The organism is Candidatus Protochlamydia amoebophila UWE25, from assembly GCF_000011565.2.
Taxonomy (GTDB): Bacteria; Chlamydiota; Chlamydiia; order Chlamydiales; family Parachlamydiaceae; genus Protochlamydia; species Protochlamydia amoebophila.
Genome location: NC_005861.2, coordinates 792102 through 813164 on the forward strand (window position 1 = coordinate 792102; position 21063 = coordinate 813164).

The window sequence follows — 21063 nt, forward strand, 5'->3', positions numbered from 1 at the left end:
ACGAAATCCTTCCTGTTTCCTAATCATTTATCCGCATTCATTGATCAACGAACTTGGCTTCCTTCTTCATAAATAAAAATACGTTGAATGCGTGGCCCTAAGCATGTAATCAATTCATGAACGATTGAATTTCCATTCATCGCTAATTCTTCAGGGGAAAGATAATGTCCATATTCATCTTCTCCGAAAATAAGAACTTTATCTCCAATGTTCGCATGAGGAATATCTGTAATATCAACCATCATATAATCCATGCAGATCGATCCCACCATAGGAGCTTTTTTTCCATGAATTAACACATGAGCTTTTCCGCTATAATGTCGATGTAGACCGTCAAAATATCCGACGGGTAAAACAGCGATTGTTTGATTTTCTTTTTCTATCAGGTAGTTTCGACCATAGCTAATGGTTTCCCCTTTACGACAGTGATTAATCCCAACTATACGAGATGTTAAAGATAAGGCCAGGCGTAAATCTAAAGCTTGTTTGACAGCATCAGAACCATAAAGACCATAAGTCGCTAGACCTATACGAACCATATTATATTGAGGAAGAGAAAAGCGAATGGTGCCGCTGGAATTAGCTGCATGCGTCCATTTTGCTTGGATACAATGTCTTTTTAATTGTTCAATGACAGAATCAAAACATTGAATCTGCTCTTGTGTAAAAGAATCATGACGAGGATCATCTGCACAAGCAAAATGAGTCATAATCCCTTCTAGAATTAGGTGCGAAGAAGACGTAATTAACAAAGCGAGATTTAGCGCTTCCTCAGGACGGCATCCAAAACGACCCATTCCTGTATTAATATGTAAATGTACTTTAATGCATTTACTGCTCTTTTTTGCCTCTTGAGCTAAAGCTGAAATAAAATTAACATCGCTGACACCTACTTCAAGTTCCCATTTGACTACTTTAGCAATTTCATATTGGGCGGCATTAATCGTGAAAATAGGAAGAGTAATACCTGCTCGTTTAAGGGCTACGCCTTCTTCTACATAAGAAACACCTAAAATATCAACGCCGTAAGCACTTAAAAATTTTCCTAATTGGATATCATCTGTTCCGTAAGCGAATGCTTTTATAATAATCATTAAACGGGTTTCAGGAGTTATTTTAGTGCGAATCATGTCTAAATTGTTTTTGATCGCTGCTAAGTTAATAATGCATTGATTATTGTTTGAGCTCCCATTAAAAGTTTCTGGTAAGATTTCGAAAGGAATTTTACGATCTCCTTTAATCAAGATGAGGTCTTGTGATTGAAGATTTTTTTGGAGATAATTAAGAGCTTCTTCACATCTTTTGAAACATAAAATTTCTGTTTCAGGTGATATTTTTTTGACCTCATCAATGAGAGTTTTAAAAGGTTGATGACCAAATAATAACAAATGTCGAAGGTGTGCTTTAGAGATCGTCTTACCAATTTTTGTATAATAGTTTTGGGCAAAAGAAATATTGCCTTTCATTCCTCCAAAAATGAAAATTTTGCGTTGAGAAGGAGCAGCATGTTCAAAATGTTTAAAAGCACGATCAATTGAATGTGGGTCTGAACAGGACGTTTCATTGATAAAAGTTGCTCCTATAGGGGATTTCCAGATTTCAGTTCGAGAGGGTTCAGGATAGTAGTACTCGAATATTTTCTTAATGTTTTCTGCTTTAATTCCACTTAACCAGGCTGCTTTAGAAGTGATATTGATTAAATTCAAAAAATAGGAATAGCCATTTGTCATTTGCTGTTCGTATCGGGATGAATCAGGAAATGTTAGTTGATAATGAGAGGCGAAGGGAGAATTTTTGGAAAAGGGAATGGCATGGGGAAGACATTTTGAGTCTCGGTCCCATATATACGAAGAAAATAAATTATTTTTTAAGTGGAACTGTTGATAGATGTCATTGGGAAGAAGCACCCATCCGGTTTTAGATGTCGCCCAAACTAACTTAAGGGTTTCATAAGTTATAGTATCAATATCATTTAAAGTAGCTAAATGTTTTTTTCCAATAGGTGTTAAAATAGTGTAGTCTGGACGGATTAAGTCTGCTAATATATCCATTTCCTGTTTCTTTGAAATAGCGGCTTCAATGATCGCCAATTCTTGGTCTTTTTGAATGGTTAAGAGGCTAAGAGCAACTCCGATTTGACTGTTAAAGCTCCCAGGAGAAGCACACACATTTTTTTCTGTGGATAAAAGTTGGAACAAAAGATCCTTAACCATCGTTTTCCCATAGGTCCCGGTAATACCAATGATTTTCGTTGGAAGTTGCAAGCGGTAAGCTTTAGCTACTTCTTGTAAAGCTGATAAAGGACTTTTTACTTTTAATAAAAAAATGGGTTTAAGATTAAAAGGGGGAGTCCACTGTTCAGAAACAAGCGCATATTTTGCTCCTAATTCTGCCGCCTGCTGGACAAAATCATGACCATCTTGTTTTTCTCCTTTTAATGCTACAAACAAGGCATTAGAAGAATTAACGTGTCTGGAATCAATAATAATTTGATCAATAATTACTGGAAATTCTGCTTTCCCTCCAGCCTGGTTAAATCCGTCCCATTGTCTTAAATCAAACGCATCCATAAAAAATGTCATTCAAAAAATAAATATAAGAATCAAAGATCGGTTAACGAGCAGTACCGAAAGATAAAAGGTTATCATTTTTTGGTTTATTTTTAGCAAATTTTTATATTTTTAAAGCTGATTTAAGGGGATTTTATCTCTTTTCTACATTCAGAAGCAAATTGCAGATTTTAATGAACTATAAAAATTGCAAGTTAGGGTGGCTATTTTAATAAGAAAAGTTCAGGATAAATAATGATGCAATTTTAGTTTTTAGGAAGTTTCTTCTCATGTTTATGACAAAAGTTGTAGAAGCGATTAGTCAAGAAAATAATTGAAGAGGTGATTCAATCGGCTGTAACAGAAGCTGCTATGACGTTGCATAGCATTAAACAAGATAATGTTCAGCATAGCGTGGGAATCGTTGAAAACACTAACATTTTAAAATATCGTGTCAATTTACATCTCAGTTCTGTCATTGAGGATTATTAGCAAGATAAGAATCAAAGAAGTAATAAAAAAAGGAGAAAAAAATGAATAAAGATCAGATTGAAGGGGAATGGAAAAATATTAAAGGAATAGTCAAAGAAAAATGGGGCAAGCTAACCGATAATGATTTGACAGAAATCAATGGACAAAGAGAGCAAATGCTTGGTAAGCTTCAAAGCTTATATGGTTATAGTAAAGAGCAGGCTGAAAAAGAATGGAAAGATTTCCAAGATAAGCATAGATAGGTTATAAGAGTCGGCTTAAATAAATTTAGAGCCGACTCTTATACTTTATTGAATCATTTTTGTTATTTTTGCCGTCTCTATTGTTTTTTTCGTTTAAATAAGTTGGTAAAAAAGTTTATTCCATTATCTAGCATGTAGTACATGACTGGTACGATGATTAAAGTCAAAAACATCGAAGATACTAATCCTCCAATAATTGCTAAAGCCATGGGAGCCCGCGACTCAGAGCCGGGCCCGTTACTCAATGCAATGGGTAACATTCCAAATACCATAGCCAACGTTGTCATCATGATTGGATGCAAACGGGTGGGGGCAGCTCGTAAAATCGCTGTACGAATATCCAAGCCATCTTTTGATCTAAGCAAATTGATATAATCAATCAAAAGGATCGCATTTTTTGTCACCATTCCCATTAGCATAATGATTCCTATAATAGTAAAAATGCTTAAGGTCGATTGAGTAATAACCAAAATACCTAGAGCTCCGATCATTGAAAAGGGGACTGAAAGCATAATGATTAAGGGCTGAATAAAACTTTCAAATTGCGACGCTAAAACCATGTATACAACGACAAGGGCTAGAAAAAGTGCGAAGAGGAGATTTTCGAATGATTCGTTCATAGATTCAGCATGGCCAGAAAGCTGGACGCTATAGCCTGCAGGAAGGTTCATGGATTGAATCGCTGATTGAATTTCGTTAATAGCCTCACCTAAAACTTTTTTTTCGCTTTGTAAATTACTATAAACTGAAACTATCCTAAATCGGTTATAGCGATCAATTTGAACAGGGCCTTGCTTTTCCTGTACATCGATGAAATGGTTAAGTTTCATTAATTGTCCTTGGTCATTGCGAACAGATAAATTAAGTAAATCTTTAGTTTTGTTCCTAAAAGCTTCTTTTAAACGAACAGTAATGTTGCAGCGTTCTCCATCTGCTCTAAACTTACTAATATCTGATCCACCAATTAAAGGTTTCACTGATTGAGCAATGGTAGAAGGAGCAACACCTAATGCAAAAGCTTGATCACGTTTAATATGTATTTCTATTTCAGGTTTGCCTTTTTCATAAGAAGTATCTAAATCAACGTAACCTTCATAGCCTTGTAAAATTGCGATAAGATTTTGAGCAATTTCATCAATTTTGCCTAAGTTGTGCCCTTTAATATCTAATTGAATCGCTGCATTTCTTGCTCCGCCACCAGAAATGGCTTCAACAGGTTCAACGCTGATTTTCATATTTTCGAGATTCGTTAACTTTTCTCTCACCCATTTCATCGCATCCATTTGAGAAATTGTTCTTGTTCCTTTATCTGTCATTTTGACATAAATACCGCCTTCATTAACTTTGTTAAAGCTGTCATTACCGATGGTGGAGAAGCTATATTTAAACCAATCATTGTCTTGTATTTGAGCACGGATATTTTTTAATGCTTGGTCGGTGACAGATAAAGAAGATCCAAGAGGTGTTCGAACATTGATGAAAAATTCACTTTGATCTTCTAGTGGAACGAATTCTGATCGAATATATTGACTTAAGTAAATAGTCATTCCTAATAAAAAAAAAGCGATAAATAAAGAAGTTTTATAAAATTTTAAAGCCTTTATTAAAAGAGATTCATAAATTTGATCTAAACAATATAAAGCTTTTCCAATCCATTTTGACAAAAAATGATTCGATTTGGATGGTTTCAAAAATTTTGCAGCAAGCATGGGAGTTAAGGAAAATGCAACAAAAAGACTTAATAAAACTGCAAATGTGACAGTGAGACCAAACTGGTAGAAAAAACGTCCAATCATTCCTTTCATAAATGCGACGGGTAAAAAAACCGCTACAATAGACATCGTAATCGCAAAGGCTGCAAGAGCTATTTCTCGGGTTCCAATTTTGGCGGCTTCCTCTGCATTTTTACCCTGTTTAAAATGGCGGAAGATATTTTCTACGACGACAATTGCATCGTCAATTAAAATCCCGATTGATAAAGAAAGAGCCAACATTGTCATTGTATTTAAAGTGAAATTCATCCAATTAAGCAGCATAAAAGTTGCCATGACACTGATGGGAATAGCAAGAGCACTAATTAACGTGATGCGAAAGTTTCTTAAAAAAAGAAAAACAATCAAAATGGCTAGGGCGCCTCCAAAAAGTAAGTGAAATTCAATTTCTTCGATTGAATGTTCAATAAAAACTGAAAGATCTTGCGCAATTTCTGTGTGAATACCTTGAGCAGCTAATTCAGGTTTTAATCTTTCGAGCTCTTTTTTTACTGCATGAGCGACATTGACTGTATTTGTTCCGGATTGCCTTCGGATAACTAAAGCAATGGCTTGTTTTTCATTTAAACGCGCAAGCGTTCGTTGCTCTTCTAATCCATCTACTATAGTACCTATATCCGATATTTTGATGGGATAGCCATTTTGATAAGCAACGACAATAGAAGAAAGATTTTGAGATTGATCAAATTCAGCTTTGATTTTGACGGGAAGTTCAATTTTACCGGTTTCAATACGTCCGCCCGGAAATTCTAAATGTTGATTTTTGATGGCTTGTATCACATCTTGAACAGACAGATGCATGCCTTCCAATTTATAGGGATCCAAATAAATCCAGATATTTCGATCTTGCTTTCCAACAATCTTGATTTGACCGACACCTGGTACTTGCTGCAGAGAGTCTTTTATTGTTTTGTTAGCAATTTTCGAAAGTTCTTCAATAGGTTGATCTCCAGAAAGAACCACGGCCATAATTGGAGCGGAATCGATGTCAAATTTTTCAATAATAATATCTTTTAAATCATTGGGCAACTCTTGTCGAACTGTTCCAATTTTAGCTTGTACTTCTTGATAAGCAATATTTACATTTTTATCTAAATCAAACTCGACGATAATTTGTGAAATTCCCTCGGCACTTGTAGAACGGAGATGCTTAATAGAACTGATGTTAGAAACAGCCTCTTCAATGATTTCTGTGACAGATTTTTCCATTGTTTCTGGATCTGCACCAGGAAGAGTGGAAATTACTGTAATTACAGGAAAGTCTATTTTAGGAAATAGATCTACGCCCAATTCCTTAAAAGCAATCGTTCCAAATACAACAAGAGCTAGCATAATCATGGAAATGAAAACAGGTCTTTTAACAGAAAGGTCAGGTAAGTTCACAGCGAGTTTCCTTTTATCATGATTTTAGCAAAAGATCCAGGTAAGAATTTTTTATTTTCATTACTTAGAACAACTCTGCAACGAACTGATCGAGTATTCTCATCTAAACAAGGGTGAATGAGATCAATTTTTGCTTGGTAATTTGAGTGATCAGTTCCTTCAATTTCAAATTGGATGGGGGTACCGATATGAACTAAGTTCAAATAAACTTGAGGAACTGAAAATTCTAAATAAACAGGGCTAATTGATTGGATTTCAAAAAGAGCTGTTGTAGGAACTGAAGCAATGGATTCGCCTAGATCTACAAATCTTTTAGTGATAACGCCATCAAAAGGAGCTTTAATGATTGTTTCTGCAAGGTGCTTTTTGACTCTTCGCAACTCTTCTTCATTTCCTTTTACTGAGGCAAGCGATTTTTCATAAATGGTTTTTGCTTCTTCGAATTTTTTTAGCGAAATAGAAGGTGTTTTCCCTTCATTTTTCTCCCAAAGCCTTTTCATTCTTTGATAATTGATTTCGGCATCTGTATGTTCAATTTTTGAACATTCTAAGGTGGTTGTTTGTTTTGATACATCAATTTGAAAAAAAGTTGGATCAAGAGCAAGAAGCGGATCTCCTTTTTTGACTTCATGTCCAACTTCGACATAAATTTGATCGACTCTTCCCGAAACTTGACTTCCAACAACACTTTTTGAAGAAGGATAAATATTTCCAACAGTAGAGAAATCCGTAGCAAGAACAGATTGTTGAAAAAAGAAATAACAAGCGCCCAATATGATCGCTTTAAACATTTGATGAAGATTTAACATATTAGAGATATCCTTTTTTATGCATCATTCCTGCTGAATGGATCAAATTAGCCCTTGATTTGTGATATGTATAAAGCGTTTTAAAATAGCTTACTCGTGCTTCTAATAAATTTTCATGATCATGTACCACGTCAAGATTAGTCACCAATCCCTCTTCGAATAAATTTTGAGTGATTGCGAGATTTTCTTCTGCTAAAGTAACTCCTGTTTGAGCAACGGGGATTTTTCCGAGGGCGGTTTGAATGGCTAAAAAAGAGGAGCGGATATTTAACTCGATATCTCTTTCAAGTTCTTGATAACGCCACTCTAATTGACTTAATTCTTTTTTTATTCTGCGGAGTTTGGCGTAGGTATAACCTCCATCGTACAAAGATAGATCAATAGCAATTCCTGCATCTAATCCTTGACGATAAGGAAGCGTATAATCAGAGGTATTACTGTAATTGGAAAAAGCATACAAATTTGGATATAAGGTTGCTTTTTCAGAACGATACCCATGTTTAACTGCTTGGATTTGTGCGGATAAGGCTAAAAGTTGAGGATGGTTAAGTTTAGCCGCTTCGATTAAATTGTCTAGGCAAATTTCCTGATTTGTAAAAGTCAAAATATCTTCAATTTCAATTAAATTATCTAAATTTTTATTCATCAGTCGATTAAGCCTTTCAGTCGCTAATTTCGTGTTAAGTTTAGCTTCCATGGAATTTTGTTGAAATTGTGCCAATTGAACTTCGAATAATAAAGCTTCATTTCTATGTATTAATCCTTGATTTAGAAAATCTTGGGTTACTTCGATTTGCCTATGCAATGATCGAATAGACTCTTCAACAATCCATTCAAGCTTTTGAAAAATTAATAATTCAAAATAAGCCTCACTAACTGCATGCAGAATGTCTTGCTTGATTTGGTCTAAAGAATGAAGAGAAGACTGATAAAGATTTTTCTGAGATTTAACAGCCTCTTTAGTTAACCCAAAATTACAAATTGGAATCACAAGAGAAACTTTGACATGTCTATTTCGTGTATTATGTCGCCAGTGTTTAGTTTCTCCAGAGGTCATATAATCGCCATGAATATTTAACTTAGGACGACCGGTGCTTCGTGCTTCATCAATTCGATCATAAGCAATTAAAGCTTGAAGATCTGCAATTGTTTTTTTTTCTCCGTTCTCAAGAGCGATTGTTTGACATTCTTCCAAAGTAAGTTTAGCTACAAGAGACAGGGGAGATAACAAAGTTACTAGCACTGAAAAAAATAAAAAATAGACATGCATAAACAATCTTTAAAAATAGATTTGACTCAAAAATTAAATTGGTTTCCCAGTGATGCTAAATGTTGTCACAATTATTCACAAGTGAATTGGAAAGTTGTTTTTGAAAAGAAAAAGAAAGCGCCAACACTTTATGAATTTAGGTGATTTAAGCGGAAGTGGTTAAAATAACCAACTTTAAATTTTTTAGAGTTTTAAACTTTTGCTAATGGTACAAAAATAATTTTAGAATTTTATGAGTCGTTTGTTTGAAAAGCAAAATGAGATTATCATTTTATAGCTAATGGTAAAAATATATTTTAAATTCTATTTTTTAATTTTCATGCCATTTGATAAATCGTTATTTCAAGCGGGCAAAGCGATAACTATAAAAGCTGAATACAAGAATAAAAGGTAAGCCTATAGCCCAAATAGGAGGAAGAACTTGCCTTTTAGCTAACACTTGGGCCGCATCCATAAGCATATAAAAAGCAATTAGGCCAAATAGAGAATAAATATAAATAAAGAAAATAGGTATCTGGCGCGAAAAGCGAACGCAAGAAGGAGCTGGTGCTAAAATCGCTAGCAGACAAAGCCAAGGCATGAGAAGTTTCCAGTAAAATGCAGTCGCAATTTTGCTTTCTTTTTCACTTAAGTTGGCGAAAAGACTGGGCTGTTGAAAAAATAGATTTGTTAAAGGCAAAATATCGGGATCTAAAATAGCAGATTGCAAAAGTTCTTGATTAAATAGCAAATTTTTAAATTCATATTGACTATATGCCTGTTGTTGTAATAGTTCGCCGTTAGGCTGTCTTAAAAGATGATCAACAAAATAACCGACAGGTATTTCTTTATTTGGGCATAAATATTTGGCTCGATAAATACTATCGATCGATTCAATCCAGTACACATCAAAAAATTCTTCTTTTTCACTATCATAATTTTGATAAAGTAAAAGAGATCTATCTTCTAGAACGACATGTTTAACGGTAATTTCCGGCAATTGCCGTTTTTTTTGGTGCTTTGTTGCGTTTTCGAGATGGCGTAATTTTTTAAGGGTGGAAGGCAAAACAAACTGTTCATTTAGATAAAGTAAGCAAACAAATGCTAAGGCAATCATAAGAAAAGGACGCATCAAAGTTTTCAGTTTGATTCCGCCTGCCATCAGAGCAACTAACTCTTGATGAGTATTTAAAGTACAAACTGTTTTAATAAATGCAATCAATAAAGCAAGCGGAATGAGAATTTCCGCTCGACTCGCTAGAATAAAAAGATAATAGCGAATGAGTTCTCGTATACGCAGCTGTATATGATGATGTGGAAGAGCACTTGTATGACTTGCATAGTCAATGAGAACATACAGACCATAAAAACAAACTAAAAAAAGAAGAAAAACTTTAATAAATTCACTGACAAAATATCTTTCCCAAATGCTTCTAAACATTATTCAATTCCATTGCTAATTCGATTGAGTGTCCAAAGTGAAATGATATCGATTAGGATGAGAGGTAAAAGATATAAAGCGAAAGAAAGATAAAACTGTTGATCTAATCCCTTAGCCAAAAAAAAAGTTGTCAGATAAAATGTTGTTAGGATTATAACGATCAATAAATTTTTATGTTTACGTTGCCGGCTAATATTCATTCCAAAAGCAGTTCCCATAAGTGTGAAACTTATCACAGCAAAAGCAATTGATGACCGTTTAGCGATTTCTGAAAGGCTTTTATGAAATTGCCCTTTTAAATCTTTGACAATAACAGGTTTTTTATTTTCTAATTTTGCTTGGCGAAGTGCCTGCTTCTGTTCCTGAGCGCGAATTAAAAGCAAAGGGAGCTTAAGATAGTCATTATTCACAGTCCAGACTTTTTTTTGCAAGATTTGAGAAAAATCCTCGACATGGGTAGTAGATTTTTTCATATTTTCAATCAACAAGTCATCAAAAGTGTTCTCTTGATTGAGAGATGTTGTTGTTAACAACGTGGCTCCTTGAGCAGTAAAAATAGAAGAAGATGCTTTAAGTTGTTTTGCAATGAATAAGTTAATTCTTTGATGGTGCTGACTTGGAATCGCAAAAACAGCATCGGTAGCCATTTCTCCTACCCGAGAAGGGCCTAGAGAGTCAAAATAGAGCCCTTTAAGCCTCATTAGATGCTTATTATTGAGAAGCAGTAAAGGATTAATCGAACGGAGTTCACTTTTAAGAATATTTGTTTGAAGGTGAGTTTGCGTAGCGACTTCGGAAACTATCCAAAAATTGAAAATTGTGAGAAAGGCGGCTGTTAATAAAATGGGCGCAAGAAGATCTTTTAAAGCAAAACCGCAAGCACGTAAAGCTGTTAATTCATGTGTATTAGAAAGGCGCTGAACAAAAATCAGAGAGGCAATCAAACATGAAAGAGGAAGTGCTATAGGAAGTATATAAGGTATTTGATAAAACGCAAACAATAAAATGTAAGAAATCGGAGCTCCTAATGCAGCGAAGTTGGCGATTTCATCCAAACGCATTGTAAGTAAAATCGAAATGAATGCAAAGACGCAAGCGAAAACAATTTTTAAAAAATGGTTAATGGAGTAACGCCACAAAATAGGGATCACAAATTTTTCCAACTATATGAAGAGGTTTATAGGCAAAACTAAAAAGTAGTTATTTATACATTTATTTTTCAATTTGGTATGATGTGCCTACTAGATTAATTAATCACCGAATTTGATACAATAGAGCTTACTAAACACGGGTTCAATGCAGTCGAGTTATTCAGGAAAGAAGAAAGCAGATTTCTAGACAATTTTTCAGAAATGAGGATGAAATGTGAAACAAGAATGGTATATTTCCATTAATGGATTTAAAGAAGGCCCTTTTAGTCCTAGTGAGCTTAAAGCAGATGTGCGCGTTAATCCGGATACTTTAGTTTGGAAGAAAGGATTTAAGGAATGGGTTCAAATACGTTTTATCAAAGAACTGGAATCCGTATTTAAGGATGAGCCTTTATCATCTAATCACGAAATTGGAAGAGAACCTTTACCTTCAAAATTGGTTGATGAAGAGGGAACGTTAACTATTCAACAGGATCCTTTTCCATTTTTACTTTGGATTTTGATTTTGCTTCTATCTTTAATTTATGTCTTGTATTTGCTTAAAAAATGAGAAACTAAATGTGATTAATCAAGTTAAAAGATTTATCAAAAAGTATTGTAAATCAACACAGCCACTTCTATTAGCTCTTTCAGGAGGTGCTGACTCTCTTTCTCTTTTTTATTGTTTACTTGCTTGCCGATTAGAAGGAATTCTCTCTTTTCATGTTGCTCATGTTGATCATGGTTGGCGTGAAGAGAGTGCCAAGGAAGCAACCATATTGAAAAATTTAGCAGAGCAACACCAAGTTCCTTATCATCAGCTGAAAATCGATCTCTCACAATTAGCTGGAAATTTAGAAGATGCCTGTCGAAAACAACGGCAGAAATTTTTTAAGGAAATTTGCCTGCAAAATAATTTACAAGCTGTTTGTCTAGGACATCAAGAAAATGATCAAGTGGAGACTGTTTTAAAAAGAATTTTAGAGGGATCTCACTGGTCTCATTTTGACGGATTAAAAGAGAGAATGTGGCACGATCAAGTCCAGTTTTTACGTCCTTTACTAGGAATTCAGAAAGATGAGATTTTAGCTTTTCTGAAAGGAAATCAACTCAAAGCGTTTGAAGATGGGACAAATTGTGACGAAAGATTTATGAGAGCTCGCATGCGACGAACTATTATTCCAGACTTAAATCGATCCTTTGGGAAGAAAATAGACAACTCATTAGTTTACATTGCATCTGAAATGAGTGAATTAAAAAATTTTTTTTTAGGCCGAGTGTCTCCTTTACTAGGTCAGATCGTTAAAGGTCCTTTTGGAGTCTATTTAAATTTAGCCAACCATCCCTCTATAGATCTGGTTGAAATCAAGTATCTTTTACGTTTAATCAGCGAACAAGAATTATTTTTTCTATCTCGACAAATCCTTCAAAGAGCATCAGAGGCAATTGAAAAGTTGGAGCCCCAACTAAGTTTTGAGATGGGAACGAAAAAAATCGTTATCGATCGAGGACATTTTTTTATTCTTTCAAAAAAAACTGCATGTAAGAATCCAAACTTGCAAATTTCTGGCTCTAGCCTTCAGTATTATGGGAAATGGATGATAAAAACGAATGAGAGTTTCTATCATCAAAATTTACAAGCTTCAACTTGGTTAGATGGTTGGCGTGGTTATTTAAAAACATATCTTCCTCTGGATAAGTATGTATTAGGGCAGGCCTCTAAACACGCCAAACTTTTAAGACATCACTCCACAATCAATAAATGGTGGAGTTCGCATCACGTTCCTCCCTTTTTACGCTCTTTTTTTCCAGTAATTTGGCAACATAATGAAATTGCTCATGAATTTTTAACTGGTTTAGAAAGACAAAATTTGCAAGAAGGAGAAAAATGTTTGCAAATAGAATTAAGTTATCTTACATAAGAAAAATACAACAGCATATCAGAATTTTTGTGATTTCAATGTGAGATGTTGTAGTAAATTAAAAAATATCTTAAGTTGTGGATTTTGTGGGAATTGGAATTTAGTTTATGTTTGTGTGGTGAAACCATAAAAATTTTCATCTCATATCCTTACAACCAGTTCGCTAAAAAATATCAACTAGAATGAGCGAGAGAAACTTTACAAGAAGTCTATTATTGAATGCGAATACTTCCTGTGGTAGAATGAACAAACCAATGCAATTATTAGTACAGACTTTTTCTAGATAGTGATTGAGAAAAGGTCGTCAAATCGAATGTTAGGAAATTATGTCAGACGATAACAAGCAAGATTTTAAAAAGGGAATTTCAAACAGCTTTGTTTGGTTTCTCATGGCCGCCTTTTTGTTTGCCTTAATGGTACAAAATTTTATTGATACCAAATTTGCCAAAGTGTCTTTTAGCTATCAGTTAGAACATTTAGTCAATTTACAGCTTTTACAACCGGAAGATAGTCGTAAAATTGCTTTAAATGACAATTTGGTGACTTTCAGCGGTAAATTTAGAGATAGGCTGACAGAAGAAGGGAAAACGCGTTATAAATACTTAGAGTTACTTGACACGAATCATGAACTTAAAGCTGAACAAGCACGTGTTAAAGATGAAATTAAAACTCTGAAAACAAAAGTTTTCGATTCTGCTAGTTTGTTTTTGCAATTAAGCGGCTTATCGATTCCTAAGGGGGGATATGTTGTTGTCGATGACATGTACAATACTCCCGAAGAAGATCAGAGTGTGGTTATTAAAGATTTACCGAAGTCTGCTGTCGAAAGTTTGGTTAGCTTGGAAAAAGAATATGAAGCTGCCCGACAAAATCCAACGGCAGAGTCTTTAAAAAATTTAGGTAACTTAATCAATGAACTTTTAAGAAATTTGCGTTCGCCCGCTCTTGGAATTGGATCTGAAACAATTAAGCAATCCCTTAAAGGAATTGATAAAGAAGTGGCAGATAGTGGAGCAACTTCTTTATCTGAACAATTAGCTGCTTATGGTCATGCTTTAGTTAACCTAAAAGCTATTATTGATGAATTAAATCATGAAGAGGATCACATTCGTTTAGCCAAACTACGAAGTGTTCGTAATTATAAAGAAACGTTGGATGAATATAATCAAATCAACACACGCTTAGACGATAATCAAATTCAGTTAGACAAGGCTCGTCAATCCGTATCGAATGTTATTTGGTATTTTAACAATCAAGAGCTTTCAACAAAAGCTTTAGAAAAACAAGATCCTGAAGTTTACAATCAATGGTTTAGCAAAGCTAAAGAAGAGTGGGCTAATTTTAGCCACAATCGAGGAGGCATTTTTAGAGCCCCAGATCAACCTCTTAACGCTGTCCTTGAAAAAACCTTCAAAAGCGAAGAACCTTCTCCAAATTATTTTAGCTACTTGTTTACCTTATTACCTGTTTTATTAGTAATTTTAGTTTTGTATATGCTTTTTGCAAGGCAAATGAAGGGAATGGGTAATACGGCAATGAATTTTGGAAAATCTCCAGCCCGGCTTCTCAATAAGGGAGATAACAAAATTACATTCAAGGATGTAGCTGGAGTAGATGAAGCATTAGAAGAACTTCAAGAGATTGTAGAGTTCTTAAAGAACCCTCAAAAATTTACTTCGCTTGGTGGTAAAATTCCAAAAGGCGTTTTATGCATTGGACCTCCAGGAACAGGTAAAACATTGATAGCAAAGGCTGTAGCTGGGGAAGCCGACCGCCCATTCTTTTCTATTTCAGGTTCCGACTTCGTAGAAATGTTTGTAGGAGTAGGAGCGAGTCGAATTCGAGATCTATTCGAACAAGCAAAAAAAGCGGCTCCTTGTATCATCTTCATGGATGAAATTGATGCTGTGGGCCGCCACCGCGGAGTTGGAATGGGCGGAGGTCACGACGAACGAGAGCAAACATTAAACCAACTTCTTGTTGAAATGGATGGTTTTGACACGAATGAAGGTGTTATTTTAATGGCTGCGACTAATCGTCCAGATGTATTAGACAAAGCGTTATTACGTCCAGGCCGTTTTGACAGACGAGTCATTATTGGATTACCAGATATTAAAGGTCGTTATGACATTTTAAAGGTTCATGCTCGACGCATTAAAATGGATCCTTCAATCGATTTAATGGCAATTGCACGCAGCACCCCAGGTTCTTCTGGAGCTGATTTGGCAAATATATTGAATGAATCTGCTTTACTTGCTGCTCGTAAAGGAAGGACAGCTGTCACTGCGCAGGAAACGATTGAAGCTCGTGACAAAGTTTTGTATGGAAAAGAGCGGCGAAGCTTAGAAATCGATGAAAATGAAAAAAGAACAACAGCTTACCATGAATCAGGCCATACTGTTGTCGGATTAATTGTGAAAAGCGGAGATCCTGTCGATAAAGTGACCATCATACCTAGAGGAATGTCTTTAGGGGCAACTATGTTTCTTCCTAAAAAAAATCGTGTGAGCTATTGGAAACAAGAACTGCATGATCAACTTGCTGTCTTGATGGGTGGACGTGTCGCCGAAGAAATTTTTGTCGGAGATGTGTCTAGCGGCGCTCAACAAGACATTGAACGGGCAACGCAATTAGCTCGCAGTATGGTTTGCAAGTGGGGTATGAGCGATAAATTAGGTGCTGTTGCTTATGATGAACGTTCGGAAGGTGGCGGTCAATATGGCTTTGGTGATCATCACGAGAAAACTTATTCTGATGAAACTGCGCAAGCTATTGATTCCGAAGTCCGCCGTATTTTAGACGAAGCACTTGCTATTGCCCGTAAAATTATTTTGGATTATAAAGAACAGGTCGAGTTATTAACTCTGATGTTGATTGAGTTTGAAACACTTGACAGTGAAGATATCCAAGAAATTGTGGTTAAAAATAACTGGGATGCCGTTCGTAAACGTGAAAGATTAAAACGCGCAGCAGATTTACATAAAAAAGAAGCTGCTACACCACCACCTCCTCCTCCCAGAGAGGTTGATATTTCTAGTTCCGGAACAATACCGAACACTTTAGGATTGTCTTCTTAAGAAGGGCTATCTCTTTTCTTTAAACCCTAACCACTCTATGGTTAGGGTTTTTTATTTCCGCTAATAAATCTATGCTTTAAGTGGTAAAAATTTTTATTTTTAGCTTTTAATGTACAGCTTCTAATCAATTAGTATATCCCGTATGGAATAATAATTAAACTGATTTTATATTAAGTAGGGAATTAAAATGCCTGAAATTTGATAAGAAGACATTAATTCTATAGCATGAATTACAAAAACAAAAGGGATATGGAAGGGAAATATTAGCAAACACTATGGTTGCTTATGTTTTGCGAAAACTTATTTCAAGGAAGTAACTAATTACGGAGAAAAGCCTTTAGTGATCGCCAGATTTGAAGCAGCATTAGCAGCAAATGAGTGACTAAAAGATGGGTTTGTAGTGGGGTTTATTTCTAATAAAATTTGTTGCTGCGATTTGCTCTTTTCGATTGATTTTATAATCGCTTAGGGGATTGACAATATTGTAGACATAAAGTTTATCAGGAATAAAACGAACTTTGTGAGCTGCCATTTCAAGCATTGGATACATCAACGCTTTATCCCACGAGACTCGAAAATATTCTCCTGATTCCGGATCTCGTAAATCTTCATCTTTGATTTCTCGAAAAAGTCGGTATTTGTAAGTTTTCAAATGGCCAAAAATATCCACAATTTCTCGATAAAGTTGTTGTTCGATGACAAATTCGGGAATGGGAAGAGCATAATTCATTTTTAAACAATCAGGGGGGTATGTTTGAAACTGTCCCCAGGTTAAATAAACATCTTCTTCACTGTATACCTTATCAAGAATGTTTAGCGTATTCTCATCGTATAACCAATCATCCCCATCTAGCATGACTATAACATCGTCTTCCTGAGGATTTAGATGATGAATTGCTTCCACAATGCTAGCTAAAGCACCCTGATTTTTTGAATGAAAGATAGATTTCCATTGATTACGATGGCAAAATTCTGAAATGATTTCTCTTTGTTTTTGAATTGTGGAAGCGTCATCAATTACACAAACTTCAAAATTTTTGTTCAATTGTTTTTCAACAGACCCTAATGTGTTTGAAATAAAATTAACACTATTAAAAGAAGGAATGACAATTTTAAACTGACCTTTCATAAAAAAACCTTACGGCAAAGCTGCGTATTTTGGGAGTGATTTAATATAATGTTCCTCTAAAAGCTGTTCATCTCGACTAATTTTATGATCATTTAAAGGATTTTCAAGATTATAAATATAAAGAATGCGATCTATAAAACGAATGTGGTGTCCGGCAAGTTCAAGTAACGGGTAAAAAAACGCCCGATCGCTTGTGACCATATAATATTCTCCGTTTAAGTTACGCAGATCTGAATCTTTAAGATGTTTCCAGAGGTGATATTTAAATGTTTTCAAGTGATGGTAAATCCACGGGGTTTGCCTATATAGTTGCTGATCAATAATTTCTTTGCTGACTGGTGCTGCATAAGTGATGTTTAAACAATTTTTCGGATAGGTTTCAAAGGAGCCGTAAGTTAAGTAAACAGAAGGAAACTCATAAACCTCTAAAAGTGTTGAAAAGACGAGATGATCAGCCAACCAATCATCCCCATCGATAATCACAATAATATCTTCCCGATCACAGTTCAAAGCTTCTATTCCATTTTTAATACTAACAAGGGCTCCTTGGTTTTTTTGATGAAAAAGAGGCAGCCATCCATTTTTCGTACAGTATTTTTCAATTAAAGAGCGTTGCATTGGTAAGGTAGAAGCATCATCAATCACGCAAACATCCACGTCTCTAATCGTTTGATTTTCAATTGACTGAAGCGTTTTATCCAAGTATGAAACACTATTAAAAGAAGGAACAACAACTTTTAAACGTTCTTTCATTTTTTGCTCAAGGCTTGGGTTATTTTTATTTAACCTCAACATGGAAGATAAAAAATAAAATAGCAACATAGATTTCTAGATAGGATAGTGACAAATAACAAGAAAATCGTTAAGGCAAAATTTTTTAAAAAATAAAAATTTTTTTAGGTATTATTTTTCTTATTTTAATTTATTAAAAAAAATTAGATTAATTAAAAAAATTAATAAATTGCTTACAAATACATCTAAAAATGTTTGAATAAATACAATAATTAGATAGTCCTAAACTGTAATGCTCGATGCTAATTGTAGTCGCAAATGAAATAGTTGTTCATACCAATAGCGACTAATGTAAAAATAATTGGCTAAGTCTACACTATTTACTCCTAAAGATTTATGGATCGATCCTTAAAAAACTTAAGTCGAGAACTTTAACCATTAAAGCAAAAAGTTTTTTTTGAAAGTTATCAAGAAGAACTTCTTTTATTTAAAGGGTTGCCACATTCCCTTAGAAATGTTTGTGATCTGTAAAGCAATGAACTTATCTCTTATGAATAGACGAGCAGTTTAATCGCCCTTTTCTTACTTTTGATCAAGAATATTTTTGCTTGTAGACATTAGCGTGGTTTATGAATTTTATAAAAGAGGAATAGATGGTGCTGAATTTGTTCAGCACCATAAAAGAAAAGCTATTGACTTTGTAAAGTGGCTTTGCGGCTCAATTTAATTTGTCCTCGTTCGTTGATATCGAGAACTTTTACCATGAGCATATCACCTTGTTTTACAAATTCATCTAAGCTGTTGATACGATTTACATCAAATTCAGAAATATGGCAAAGGCCTTCTTTACCGGGAAGGATTTCCACAAAAACACCAAAGGGTGCAATAGAAATGGCTTTTCCAGAATAAATTCTACCAATCTCAATTTCAGCGGTCAGACCATGAATAATGGCTTTTGCTTTTTCAATGCTTACTAAATCTATGGCAGCAATGTTAACAAGACCCGTATCATCAATATCAATTTGAACACCTGTCTGTTCGATGATTGCTCTGATTTGTTTTCCACCTGGGCCGATAACAACTGCAATTTTGCTTGGTTTAATTTGGATCGTTTCAATGCGTGGTGCATAACGAGACATTTCACCCTTATACGTTGGGCATACAGCTAGCATCTTATTTAGGATATGGACGCGGCCTTCTTTAGCTTGTTTTAAAGCAACCCGCATAATTTCAATGGTAATGCCTTCTACTTTGATGTCCATTTGGAAAGCAGTAATGCCGTTTTGATCTCCGGTTACCTTGAAATCCATATCACCGAGCGCATCTTCAATTCCCAGAATATCTGATAGGATAATAAAGCGTTCATTTTCTAATATTAGTCCCATTGCGATTCCCGCAACTGGACGTTTAATAGCCACACCTGCATCCATGAGCGCTAAGCAGCCTCCGCAAACAGTTGCCATAGAAGAGGATCCGTTAGATTCTGTAATGTTAGATTCCAAACGGATTGTGTAAGGAAATTGTTCTTTCGTGGGGATGACTGCCATTAAAGCTCTTTCCGCTAACTTTCCATGTCCGATTTCTCGTCTTCCCGGAGCTCCAACTCTTCCTACTTCTCCGACTGAGTAAGGAGGAAAAGAATATTGTAAGTAGAAACGGTTGTTACCTTCTCCTTCTAAATCTTCAAATCGTTGTGCCATTGAAGCACCGCCCAATGTACATACAGCTAATGCTTGTGTTTCACCTCTTGTAAATAAAGAGCTTCCGTGAGCACGGGGGAGAAGACTTTGTTCAATATCAATAAATCGTATATCTGTTGATGTTCTTCCATCGGAACGAACATTTTCATTTAAAATCATTTGACGCATCATTTTAGAAGAGACGTCTTTAATGACATAAGCGATATGTTTGGCTGGGTATTTAGGCTCTTCGTTTTCTGGCATCAAACGATCATTGACAGCCTTGGTGACTTCAGCTAGGGCTTCTTCCCGTTTTTGCTTTTCACAAATTCGGAGTGCTTTTTCTAAGAGGGGATTCGCAATTGATTCTACATCTGCATACAATTCTTTTGGTAATTGTCTAAGAGTTTCACGATTTTTTGGTTTACCCACTTTTGCACGCCACTGTTCAAGTGTTTGGCAAATCGTTTTGATGCTACGATGGCCTATTTCAATAGCTTCCAATACTTGATCTTCTGTTAAGAAATCACAGAAGCCTTCAATCATTAAAACAGCTTCCTCGGTTCCTGCTATCAACAAATCTAGTTTAGATTGCTTTTGTTGTTCTATAGTTGGGTTGACGATAAATTGAGCATCAATAAACCCTATACGTACAGCTCCAACAGGTTTAATAAGAGGAATATCGGAAATGACTAGAGCTGCAGAAGCTCCACAAATTGCTAGAGGTTCTGGTGAGTTAATTCCATCATAAGACCAAACAAAAGAAAGAAGTTGAACTTCATTGTAATAACCTTCTTCAAACATTGGGCGAATAGGACGATCAATTAAACGAGAAACAAGAACTTCTTTCTCAGTCGGGCGACCTTCTCTTTTAATAAATCCACCAAGTGTTTTACCTGCTGACGAAAATTTTTCCTGATAATCAACACGAAGAGGTAAAAAATCGGTCGTGGAATCAGCATTTGGGGCGGCACAAGCCGTTGTGAAGACAACTGTTTCTCCACATCGGACAACAACAGCTCCTCCAGCTTGACGAGCAATTTTACCTGTTTCAAAAATAATTTCTTGTGCACCAACAGGAACTGAAATAGTTTCACGTTGCATTAAATAATACTCCATAAAAAAAGAAAACTTTAATAAATCAAAATTGAAAATTCTATACGCATTTTTGAGAGGAAAAAATATTGTTTATAACCAACAATTTTTAACCTAGCTCTCATTGGATCCTTGTAACAGTTTTGCCAAAGAAAAACTTTTGTTTATTCCCAATAAGAAATTTGCAAGAATCTATGGGAGGGGTTAGCGTCTATTTGAATTAAGTAATTCATTTTATTTTCAAGGGTTATCTTATTAAAAACTTGATATTATTAGAAATAGCTTGAGCTACCCTAATAGAACCAATGAATTTAGCCCATGGCAATTTCTATAAATTTTTTAATCCAAGTTGATAATCCTAG

14 protein-coding genes are annotated in these 21063 nt (G+C 35.1%); 5 read left to right on the forward strand and 9 right to left on the reverse strand.

The window, feature by feature from the left end; all coding sequences use genetic code 11:
• Positions 1-44: 44 nt before the first annotated feature.
• Entirely contained in the window at positions 45-2570 is a 2526-nt protein-coding gene (locus PC_RS03020) for a bifunctional UDP-N-acetylmuramoyl-tripeptide:D-alanyl-D-alanine ligase/alanine racemase (protein WP_011175181.1), read from the reverse strand.
• Between the two features lie 321 nt (positions 2571-2891).
• Here PC_RS03020 and PC_RS10290 point away from each other — a divergent pair, with 321 nt between their 5' ends.
• Together PC_RS10290 and PC_RS03025 are read left to right on the forward strand one after the other, a co-directional pair.
• On the forward strand, positions 2892-3041 hold the full coding sequence (locus tag PC_RS10290; protein ID WP_079890395.1) for a dodecin domain-containing protein: 150 nt from the start codon (positions 2892-2894) through the stop codon (positions 3039-3041).
• A 41-nt stretch (positions 3042-3082) separates the two neighbouring features.
• Positions 3083-3283 carry a CsbD family protein gene (locus PC_RS03025; protein ID WP_011175182.1) on the forward strand — a complete coding sequence of 67 codons (201 nt, stop codon included), beginning with the start codon at positions 3083-3085 and terminating at the stop codon, positions 3281-3283.
• A gap of 77 nt (positions 3284-3360) precedes the next feature.
• Here the strand turns inward: PC_RS03025 and PC_RS03030 are convergent, their stop codons facing one another.
• The 5 genes from PC_RS03030 to PC_RS03050 all read right to left on the reverse strand — a co-directional run bounded on the left by PC_RS03030 (position 3361) and on the right by PC_RS03050 (position 11088).
• Positions 3361-6438, reverse strand: a complete 3078-nt coding sequence (locus PC_RS03030; protein WP_011175183.1) for an efflux RND transporter permease subunit — start codon at positions 6436-6438, stop codon at positions 3361-3363.
• Positions 6435-7247: an efflux RND transporter periplasmic adaptor subunit gene (locus PC_RS03035; protein ID WP_011175184.1), complete on the reverse strand. Its 813-nt coding sequence runs from the start codon at positions 7245-7247 to the stop codon at positions 6435-6437. The genes PC_RS03030 and PC_RS03035 overlap by 4 nt, the downstream gene beginning before the upstream one ends.
• Position 7248: 1 nt before the next feature.
• Positions 7249-8517, reverse strand: a complete 1269-nt coding sequence (locus PC_RS03040; protein ID WP_011175185.1) for a TolC family protein — start codon at positions 8515-8517, stop codon at positions 7249-7251.
• 337 nt (positions 8518-8854) lie between these two features.
• On the reverse strand, positions 8855-9937 hold the full coding sequence (locus PC_RS03045; RefSeq protein WP_011175186.1) for an LptF/LptG family permease: 1083 nt from the start codon (positions 9935-9937) through the stop codon (positions 8855-8857).
• Positions 9937-11088, reverse strand: a complete 1152-nt coding sequence (locus PC_RS03050; protein ID WP_011175187.1) for an LptF/LptG family permease — start codon at positions 11086-11088, stop codon at positions 9937-9939. The genes PC_RS03045 and PC_RS03050 overlap by 1 nt, the downstream gene beginning before the upstream one ends.
• A 214-nt stretch (positions 11089-11302) precedes the next feature.
• Here PC_RS03050 and PC_RS03055 point away from each other — a divergent pair, with 214 nt between their 5' ends.
• The 3 genes from PC_RS03055 to ftsH all read left to right on the forward strand — a co-directional run bounded on the left by PC_RS03055 (position 11303) and on the right by ftsH (position 16066).
• Entirely contained in the window at positions 11303-11638 is a 336-nt protein-coding gene (locus tag PC_RS03055) for a DUF4339 domain-containing protein (RefSeq protein ID WP_011175188.1), read from the forward strand.
• Between the two features lie 10 nt (positions 11639-11648).
• The gene (tilS, locus tag PC_RS09865) at positions 11649-12989 is read left to right on the forward strand and encodes a tRNA lysidine(34) synthetase TilS (protein ID WP_181679039.1); all 1341 of its coding nucleotides are present in this window, start codon (positions 11649-11651) and stop codon (positions 12987-12989) included.
• Positions 12990-13315: 326 nt separating this feature from the next.
• Positions 13316-16066 carry an ATP-dependent zinc metalloprotease FtsH gene (gene ftsH, locus PC_RS03065; protein ID WP_011175190.1) on the forward strand — a complete coding sequence of 917 codons (2751 nt, stop codon included), beginning with the start codon at positions 13316-13318 and terminating at the stop codon, positions 16064-16066.
• Between the two features lie 382 nt (positions 16067-16448).
• Here the strand turns inward: ftsH and PC_RS03070 are convergent, their stop codons facing one another.
• The 3 genes from PC_RS03070 to pnp all read right to left on the reverse strand — a co-directional run bounded on the left by PC_RS03070 (position 16449) and on the right by pnp (position 20710).
• Complete coding sequence (locus tag PC_RS03070) at positions 16449-17195, reverse strand: glycosyltransferase family 2 protein (protein WP_011175191.1); 747 nt, start codon at positions 17193-17195, stop codon at positions 16449-16451.
• A 9-nt stretch (positions 17196-17204) separates the two neighbouring features.
• On the reverse strand, positions 17205-17948 hold the full coding sequence (locus PC_RS03075) for a glycosyltransferase family A protein (RefSeq protein ID WP_042280221.1): 744 nt from the start codon (positions 17946-17948) through the stop codon (positions 17205-17207).
• A 668-nt stretch (positions 17949-18616) separates the two neighbouring features.
• Positions 18617-20710, reverse strand: a complete 2094-nt coding sequence (pnp, locus tag PC_RS03080) for a polyribonucleotide nucleotidyltransferase (RefSeq protein ID WP_044044826.1) — start codon at positions 20708-20710, stop codon at positions 18617-18619.
• Between the last annotated feature and the right edge of the window lie 353 nt (positions 20711-21063).

Coding starts and splice junctions, on each gene's coding strand:
- PC_RS03020 (WP_011175181.1), bottom strand. CDS start 2,570: ATGGATGCGTTTGATTTAAGACAATGGGACGGATTTAACCAGGCTGGA.
- PC_RS03025 (WP_011175182.1), top strand. CDS start 3,083: ATGAATAAAGATCAGATTGAAGGGGAATGGAAAAATATTAAAGGAATA.
- PC_RS03035 (WP_011175184.1), bottom strand. CDS start 7,247: ATGTTAAATCTTCATCAAATGTTTAAAGCGATCATATTGGGCGCTTGT.
- PC_RS03040 (WP_011175185.1), bottom strand. CDS start 8,517: ATGCATGTCTATTTTTTATTTTTTTCAGTGCTAGTAACTTTGTTATCT.
- PC_RS03045 (WP_011175186.1), bottom strand. CDS start 9,937: ATGTTTAGAAGCATTTGGGAAAGATATTTTGTCAGTGAATTTATTAAA.
- ftsH (WP_011175190.1), top strand. CDS start 13,316: ATGTCAGACGATAACAAGCAAGATTTTAAAAAGGGAATTTCAAACAGC.
- PC_RS03070 (WP_011175191.1), bottom strand. CDS start 17,195: ATGAAAGGTCAGTTTAAAATTGTCATTCCTTCTTTTAATAGTGTTAAT.
- PC_RS03075 (WP_042280221.1), bottom strand. CDS start 17,948: ATGAAAGAACGTTTAAAAGTTGTTGTTCCTTCTTTTAATAGTGTTTCA.
- pnp (WP_044044826.1), bottom strand. CDS start 20,710: ATGCAACGTGAAACTATTTCAGTTCCTGTTGGTGCACAAGAAATTATT.